The organism is Kitasatospora sp. NPDC056327 (assembly GCF_042261735.1).
GTDB lineage: Bacteria > Actinomycetota > Actinomycetes > Streptomycetales > Streptomycetaceae > Kitasatospora.
On the sequence record NZ_JBHJRC010000080.1, the window covers coordinates 22,765 to 29,762 of the forward strand.

Below are 6,998 nucleotides of genomic sequence, written 5' to 3' on the forward strand. Positions count from 1 at the left end.
GAACGGGCCGGCCGCCCTGACGAGGAGCGGAGCCCGCCATGCCCATCGACGCCGTCACCCAGGTCCCGGTCCCGGGCAACGAGCCGGTGCTCGGCTACGCGCCCGGCAGCCCGGAACGGGTGCGTCTGGTGCGCCGGCTGGACGAGCTGGCGGCCGAGCCGATCCCGCTGCCGATGACCATCGGCGGCGAGCAGCGGTTCGGCGGCGGCGAGCGGACCGAGGTCGTCCAGCCGCACCACCACGCGGCGAAGCTGGGCGTGCTGGGCGACGCCACCCGGGAGGACTCCCGGGCCGCGGTGGACGCCGCGCTGGCGGCCGGGCGGGAGTGGCGGGCGCTGTCCTTCGACGACCGGGCGGCGGTGTTCCTGCGGGCCGCCGACCTGCTGGCCGGGCCGTGGCGGGAGACGCTGAACGCGGCGACCATGCTCGGCCAGTCCAAGACGGCGCAGCAGGCGGAGATCGACTCGGCCTGCGAGCTGATCGACTTCTGGCGCTGGAACGCGCACTTCGCCCGGCAGATCCTGGCCGAGCAGCCGGTCTCCTCGCCGGGGGTCTGGAACCGCACCGACCACCGCCCGCTGGAGGGCTTCGTCTACGCGGTCACCCCGTTCAACTTCACCGCGATCGCGGGCAACCTGCCGACCGCGCCGGCGCTGATGGGCAACACGGTGGTCTGGAAGCCCGCGCCGGCCCAGACGCTGGCGGCGCACTACGTCATGCGGCTGCTGGAGGCGGCCGGGCTGCCGCCCGGGGTGATCAACCTGGTCACCGGCGACGGCCGCCGGCTGTCCGCGGTGGCGCTCGCCGACCCCGCCCTCGCCGGGCTGCACTTCACCGGCTCCACCGCGACCTTCCGGTCGCTCTGGCAGGGCATCGGCGCCAACCTCGCCGGCTACCGGACGTATCCGAGGATCGTCGGCGAGACCGGCGGCAAGGACTTCCTGCTGGCGCACCGCTCGGCCGACCCGGAGATCCTCCGGGCGGCCCTGATCAGCGGCGCCTTCGAGTACCAGGGCCAGAAGTGCTCGGCGCTGTCGCGCGCGTACCTGCCGCGCAGCGTCTGGCTGCGGATCAAGGACGACTTCCTCGCGGAGGTGGACGCGCTGGCCGTCGGTGACGTCACCGACCTGTCGAACTTCATGGGCGCGCTGATCGACCGGCGCGCGTTCGTGCGCAACCGGGACGCGATCGAGCGGGCGAAGGCGGACCCGACGGTGGAGCTCGCGGCCGGGGGCCAGTACGACGACGCGATCGGCTGGTTCGTCCGCCCGACCGTCCTGGTCTCCTCGGACCACCGCAACGAGATGTTCTCCACCGAGTACTTCGGCCCGATCCTGGCGGTGCACGTCTACGAGGACTCCCGCTGGGAGGACGTGCTGCGCCGGGTCGACGAAGGCGCGCCGTACGGGCTGACCGGGTCGGTGGTGGCGCAGGACCGCTACGCCATCGCCCAGGCGGTGGAGGCGCTGCGGTTCGCCGCCGGGAACCTCTGCGTCAACGACAAGCCGACCGGCGCGGTGGTCGGCCAGCAGCCCTTCGGCGGCGGCCGGGCGTCGGGCACCAACGACAAGGCCGGCGCGGCGCAGAACCTGCTCCGCTGGACCTCCGCCCGGACGATCAAGGAGACGTTCGTGCCGCCGACCACGCATGTTCACCCGCACATGGGCTGAGGGCCCGCGCCCCGTTCACGGGCTCCGCACGAACTTTCGGCTTTCGGCGCAAACCGGCACGCTGATTGGACAAGCTGTCCAGGACGGCCCGGTCTTCCTGCAGGTTTGCGCCTGCTTGTCCCCTGACACCTTCGAATGATCCCGTTAGGCTGGCTGGCGTCGTCGGGTGGCTCCGCAGGCCGAACGTCTCGTCCTACCCGCTGCAGAGGTGTTCCATGCGTGCCATGGGCGCCTTTCAGCAGGACGGTGCGGCAGGATTGCGGAAGACCCGGCTGAGATCCCGAGACCACCACCGAGTCACGCAACGGCGCGCGACAGGAGCCAAGAAGTCATGCAGACCAAGCTGGACGCAGCCAAGGCCGAACTGCTCAGGAAGGCAGCAGCAGCCGCTGAGAACAGCCAGGTGGGGGGAGCGGCGCCGGGGGAGGGACTGAGCAACGGCGCTCTGTCCGCGTACCTGCACCACTACTACCTCCACACGGCGCCCGAGGACCTGGTCGACCGCGACCCGGTCGACGTCTACGGCGCGGCCGCCTCGCACTACCGCCTGGGCCTCAAGCGCCCGCAGGGCACCGCCGAGGTGCGGGTGCACACCCCCTCGGTCGAGGAGAACGGCTGGTCCTGCGGCCACACCGTGGTCGAGGTCATCACGGACGACATGCCGTTCCTGGTCGACTCGGTCACCAACGAGCTGTCCCGCCAGGACCGCGCGATCCACATCGTCATCCACCCCCAGCTGGTCGTCCGCCGTGACATCACCGGCAAGCTGCTGGAGATCCTCGACGTCGACGCCTGCGCCCGCAGCCAGGCCGCCGGCACCGAGCTGCCGGCCGACGCGACCGTCGAGTCGTGGATGCACGTCGAGATCGACCGCGAGACCGACCGCGACGACCTGCGCGAGATCGAGGCCGACCTGCGCCGCGTGCTCGGCGACGTCCGCGAGGTCGTCGAGGACTGGACCAAGATGCGCGACTCCGCGCTGCGGCTGGCCGACGAGCTCGCCGAGAAGCCCCCGGCGGGCCTGCCCGAGCAGGAGGTCGGCGAGGCCTGGGAGCTGATGCGCTGGCTGGCCGACGACCACTTCACCTTCCTCGGCTACCGCGAGTACGACCTCGTCGAGCACGAGGGCGAGGAGGTCCTGCGGGCCGTCGCCGGGACCGGCCTCGGCATCCTGCGCTCCGACCCGATCGGCCACGACTCCGACCACCACCCGGTCAGCGAGGCCTTCGGCCGGCTCTCCGCCCCGGTGCGCGCCAAGGCCCACGAGAAGAAGCTGCTCGTCCTCACCAAGGCCAACAGCCGGGCGACCGTGCACCGCCCCGCCTACCTCGACTACGTCGGCGTGAAGAAGTTCGACGCCAACGGCGAGGTCGTCGGCGAGCGCCGCTTCCTCGGCCTGTTCTCGGCCGCCGCCTACACCGAGTCGGTCGGCCGCATCCCGGTGGTCCGCCGCAAGGTCCAGGACGTCATCGCCGACTCCGGCTTCTCCACCGAGAGCCACGACGGCCGCGACCTGCTGCAGATCCTGGAGACCTTCCCCCGGGACGAGATCTTCCAGACCCGGGCCGCCGAGCTGCTCCAGATCGCCACCAGCGTCCTCTACCTCCAGGAGCGCCGCCGGCTGCGGCTGTTCCTGCGCCAGGACGAGTACGGGCGCTACTTCTCCGCGCTGGTCTACCTGCCGCGCGACCGCTACACCACCCGCATCCGGCTGCGCCTCATGGACATCCTGATGCAGGAGCTCAACGGCGCCTCGATCGACTACACGGTCTGGTCGACGGAGTCGGTGCTCACCAGGCTGCACTTCGTCGTCCGGGTCGCCCCGGGCAGCGAGCTGCCCCAGCTGACGGACAGCGAGGTCGAGCGGATCGAGGCCAAGCTGGCCGAGGCCGCCCGGTTCTGGATGGACGGCTTCAACGACCAGCTGCACACCGAGCTGGGCGAGGAGCGGGCCGCCGAGCTGTCCCGCAAGTACGCCAACGCCTTCCCGGACGGCTACCGCGCCGACTTCACCGCGCGCACCGCCGTCGCCGACCTCAAGCAGATCGAGTCGCTGCACGGCGAGGGCGACTTCCGGCTGAACCTCTACCAGCCGGTCGGCGCGGGCGACGACGAGCGCCGCTTCAAGATCTACCGGGTGGGCGGCCCGATCTCGCTCACCGAGGTGCTGCCGGTCCTCCAGCGGCTGGGCGTCGAGGTGCTCGACGAGCACCCCTACGCGCTCACCCGCTCCGACCACACCACCGCCTGGGTCTACGACTTCGGCCTGCGGCTGCGCGAGGCCGTCGAGCTGACCGACGAGGCCCGCGAGCGCTTCCAGGAGACCTTCGCCGCCACCTGGACCGGCAGGGCCGAGAACGACGGCTTCAACGAGCTGGTCCTGACCGCCGGGCTCACCTGGCGCCAGGCGATGATGCTGCGCGCGTACGCCAAGTACCTGCGCCAGGCGGGCTCCACGTTCTCCCAGGACTACATGGAGGACGCGCTCCGCAACAACACCCACACCACCCGCCTGCTGGTGAACCTCTTCGAGGCCCGGCTCAGCCCCGGCCACCAGCAGGGCGCCGCCGAGCTGACCGAGGGGATCGTCGAGGAGCTGTCCGGCGCGCTGGACGAGGTCGTCTCGCTGGACGAGGACCGCATCCTGCGCTCCTTCCTGCACCTCATCACGGCCACCCTGCGGACCAACTTCTTCCAGCACGACGGCACCGGCGCGTGGCACTCCTACGTGTCGATGAAGTTCGACCCGAAGGCGATCCCGGACCTGCCGGCCCCGCGCCCGGCGTTCGAGATCTGGGTCTACTCGCCGCAGGTCGAGGGCGTGCACCTGCGCTTCGGCAAGGTCGCCCGCGGCGGTCTGCGCTGGTCCGACCGGCGCGAGGACTTCCGCACCGAGATCCTCGGCCTGGTCAAGGCGCAGATGGTGAAGAACACCGTCATCGTGCCGGTCGGCGCCAAGGGCGGCTTCGTCGCCAAGCAGCTGCCGGACCCGTCGGTGGACCGGGACGCCTGGCTGGCCGAGGGCGTCTCGTCCTACAAGACCTTCATCTCGGCGCTGCTGGACATCACCGACAACCTGGTCGGCGGCGAGGTCGTCCACCCGGCCGACGTGGTCCGCCACGACGAGGACGACACCTACCTGGTCGTCGCCGCCGACAAGGGCACCGCGACCTTCTCCGACATCGCCAACGGCGTCGCCGAGTCCTACGGATTCTGGCTGGGCGACGCGTTCGCCTCCGGCGGCTCGGCCGGCTACGACCACAAGGGCATGGGCATCACCGCCCGCGGCGCCTGGGAGTCGGTCAAGCGCAACTTCCGCGAGCTCGGCGTCGACACCCAGACCGAGGACTTCACCGTCATCGGCATCGGCGACATGTCGGGCGACGTCTTCGGCAACGGCATGCTGCTCAGCGAGCACATCCGCCTGCTGGCGGCCTTCGACCACCGCCACATCTTCCTCGACCCCAACCCGGACGCGGCCGCCTCGTACGCCGAGCGCCGCCGCCTCTTCGACCTGCCCCGCAGCTCCTGGGACGACTACGACAAGTCGCTGATCTCGGCCGGCGGCGGCGTCTTCCCGCGCAGCGCCAAGTCGATCCCGCTCTCCGCGCAGGTGCGCGCCGCGCTCGGCGTCCAGGTCACCAAGCTGACCCCGGCCGAGCTGATGAAGGCCGTCCTGCAGGCGCCCGTCGACCTGTTCTGGAACGGCGGCATCGGCACCTACGTCAAGGCCTCCGCCGAGACCAACGCCGAGGTCGGCGACAAGGCCAACGACGCCATCCGGGTCAACGGCGAGCAGGTCCGCGCCCGCGTCATCGGCGAGGGCGGCAACCTCGGCTGCACCCAGCTCGGCCGCATCGAGTACGCCGCCCACGGCGGCCCCGAGTCCACCGGCGGCTGGATCGACACCGACGCCATCGACAACTCGGCCGGCGTGGACACCTCGGACCACGAGGTCAACATCAAGATCCTGCTCAACCAGGTGGTCGCCGACGGCGACATGACGGTCAAGCAGCGCAACGCCCTGCTCGCCGAGATGACCGACGAGGTCGGCCACCTCGTGCTGCGCAACAACTACGCGCAGAACGTGGTGCTGGCCAACGCCGTCGCCCAGGCGCACAGCATGGTCAACGTCCACTCCCGGATGATCAACCGCCTGGAGCGGGCGGGTCAGCTGGACCGCGGCCTGGAGTTCCTGCCCACCGAGCGGCAGATCCGCGAGCGCCAGCAGAACGGCCGGGGCCTGTCCCAGCCCGAGATGGCGGTGCTGCTCGCCTACACCAAGATCACCCTGGCCGAGGAACTGCTCGCCACCGAGCTGCCCGACGACCCGTTCTTCCGCACCGCGCTGCACGAGTACTTCCCCAGCGCGCTGCGGACCCGGTTCGCCGAGCAGATCGACCGGCACCCGCTGCGCCGCGAGATCATCACCACGCTGATCGTCAACGACACGATCAACCGCGGCGGTTGCACCTTCGCCTTCCGGCTGAAGGAGGAGACCGGCGCCACCTACGAGGAGATCGCCCGCACCCACACCGCCGCCCGGGCCGTCTTCGGCCTGGAGGAGATCTGGTCCGAGATCGAGGGCCTGGACAACCAGGTCCCGGCCCGGGCGCAGACCAAGATGCGGCTGCACTCGCGCCGCCTCGTGGAGCGCGCCACCCGGTGGATGCTCAACAACCGGCGCCAGCCGCTGGACATCGCCGGCACCATCGCGTTCTTCCACGACCGGGTCAACCAGGTGTGGGGCTCGCTGCCGAAGCCGCTGCGCGGCGACGACATCGGCTGGTTCGAGAAGGTCTACAACGACCTCGCCGAGGCGGGTGTGCCGGAGCGGCTCGCCACCCGGATCGCGGGCCTGTCCTCGACCTTCCCGACCCTGGACATCACCGAGGTCGCGGACCGCTCGGGCAAGGACGTCGCCCAGGTCGCCGAGGTCTACTACGACCTCGCCGACCGCCTCCGGATCACCCACCTGCTCGACCGCATCATCGAGCTGCCGCGCACCGACCGCTGGTCGTCGATGGCCCGCGCCGCCATCCGCGAGGACCTCTTCGCGGCCCACGCGGCGCTGACCGCGGACATCCTGGCGTGCGGCCCCGAGGGTGCCACCCCCGAGGAGCGCTACTCGGCCTGGGCGGACCTCAACTCCACCCTGCTGAACCGCGCCAAGAGCACCCTCGACGACATAAGGGGTTCGGACAACTACGAGCTGTCCAGCCTCTCCGTCGCGATGCGCGTCATCCGCACCCTGCTCCGCACGGGCTCGATGCGCTGACGCGCGCAGCCCCCGGACCCGATCGGCGGGGCCGCGTCCCAGGACGCGGC

2 protein-coding genes are annotated in these 6,998 nt (G+C 71.1%); both read left to right on the forward strand.

The window, feature by feature from the left end:
* The first annotated feature begins 44 nt into the window (after positions 1-44).
* Positions 45-1,670 (forward strand): L-glutamate gamma-semialdehyde dehydrogenase, encoded by a 1,626-nt coding sequence (pruA, locus tag ACFCX4_RS14535; RefSeq protein ID WP_376142148.1) that lies wholly within the window; start codon positions 45-47, stop codon positions 1,668-1,670.
* Between the two features lie 331 nt (positions 1,671-2,001).
* Positions 2,002-6,948, forward strand: coding sequence for an NAD-glutamate dehydrogenase (locus tag ACFCX4_RS14540; RefSeq protein ID WP_376142143.1), 4,947 nt, complete (start codon positions 2,002-2,004; stop codon positions 6,946-6,948).
* The last annotated feature ends 50 nt before the right edge of the window (positions 6,949-6,998 follow it).